General features: G+C 45.4%; 10 tRNA genes. All 10 read left to right on the forward strand.

The annotated features are described in order from the left end of the window. Nucleotides 1-45 precede the first annotated feature (45 nt). The 10 genes from FD33_RS11395 to FD33_RS11440 all read left to right on the forward strand — a co-directional run bounded on the left by FD33_RS11395 (nucleotide 46) and on the right by FD33_RS11440 (nucleotide 963). Nucleotides 46-135, forward strand: a tRNA-Ser gene (locus FD33_RS11395). A 32-nt stretch (nucleotides 136-167) separates the two neighbouring features. After that, nucleotides 168-241, forward strand: a tRNA-Met gene (locus FD33_RS11400). 23 nt (nucleotides 242-264) lie between these two features. Beyond that, a tRNA-Asp gene (locus tag FD33_RS11405) sits at nucleotides 265-338 on the forward strand. 6 nt (nucleotides 339-344) lie between these two features. Continuing rightward, nucleotides 345-417, forward strand: a tRNA-Phe gene (locus FD33_RS11410). A gap of 4 nt (nucleotides 418-421) precedes the next feature. After that, a tRNA-Tyr gene (locus FD33_RS11415) sits at nucleotides 422-504 on the forward strand. A gap of 4 nt (nucleotides 505-508) precedes the next feature. Then, nucleotides 509-579: transfer RNA gene (locus tag FD33_RS11420), tRNA-Trp, on the forward strand. Between the two features lie 19 nt (nucleotides 580-598). Continuing rightward, a tRNA-His gene (locus FD33_RS11425) sits at nucleotides 599-671 on the forward strand. Nucleotides 672-680: 9 nt separating this feature from the next. Further along, nucleotides 681-752, forward strand: a tRNA-Gln gene (locus tag FD33_RS11430). A gap of 20 nt (nucleotides 753-772) precedes the next feature. After that, nucleotides 773-843, forward strand: a tRNA-Cys gene (locus tag FD33_RS11435). A gap of 36 nt (nucleotides 844-879) precedes the next feature. Then, a tRNA-Leu gene (locus FD33_RS11440) sits at nucleotides 880-963 on the forward strand. Nucleotides 964-1,144: the final 181 nt, after the last annotated feature.

The raw sequence follows: 1,144 nt of genomic DNA on the forward strand, positions 1-1,144 counted from the left end.
GATGCGTAAGCATCATTAGTTTAATAGTTTTATGTTTTAAGCAATGGAGGATTACCCAAGTCCGGCTTAAGGGAACGGTCTTGAAAACCGTCAGGTCGCGAAAGCGGCGCGTGGGTTCGAATCCCACATCCTCCTTAGTGGGTAGCATATGATTCATTTTTTATTATCGCGGGATGGAGCAGTCTGGTAGCTCGTCGGGCTCATAACCCGAAGGTCGTAGGTTCAAATCCTGCTCCCGCAATTTGTTTCAAATAATTAATTCTTGGTTCGTTGGTCTAGTTGGTTAGGACGCCTGCCTGTCACGCAGGAGATCGCGAGTTCGATTCTCGCACGGACCGTTTAATGGCTCGGTAGCTCAGTTGGTAGAGCAATGCATTGAAGCTGCATGTGTCGGCGGTTCGATTCCGTCCCGCGCCATTTTGGAGGGGTAGCGAAGTCTGGCTAAACGCGGCGGACTGTAAATCCGCTCCTTCGGGTTCGGTGGTTCGAATCCACTCCCCTCCATATTAGGGATATAGTTTAAAGGTAGAACTACGGTCTCCAAAACCGTCGGTGTGGGTTCAATTCCTACTATCCCTGTTTCTACCTTTTGATCATGGCGGTATTGGTGAAGTGGTTAACACATCGGTTTGTGGTACCGACACACGTGAGTTCGATTCTCACATACCGCCTATTTTTATTGGGTTATAGCCAAGCGGTAAGGCAATGGACTTTGACTCCATCATGCGCTGGTTCGAATCCAGCTAACCCAATTGCTTTGGAAATTGAATATGGCGGTATAGCCAAGTGGTAAGGCAGAGGTCTGCAAAACCTTCATCACCGGTTCAAATCCGGTTACCGCCTTTGGTTATGCTTAAATAATCAGGCATGTTATAACATGCCGGTGTGGCGGAATTGGCAGACGCGCAGGATTCAAAATCCTGTTCCCAGTAGGGAGTATCGGTTCGACCCCGATCACCGGTATTAAGCGATTAATATCAGTTAACTCTAATCATCGAATTAAAGATGATTAGAGTTTTTTTGTATAATAGAAAAATAAGTATTAACAATACTAAGTAAAAGCATTGCAAATAGCTAAATAAGATGTTTTAATGGCTGTTCGTCAAATCAAGTTGATGGCGGTTCAAGTTAACAGTTAGACCAT

The organism is Companilactobacillus paralimentarius DSM 13238 = JCM 10415, from assembly GCF_001434985.1.
GTDB classification, from domain to species: Bacteria; Bacillota; Bacilli; order Lactobacillales; family Lactobacillaceae; genus Companilactobacillus; species Companilactobacillus paralimentarius.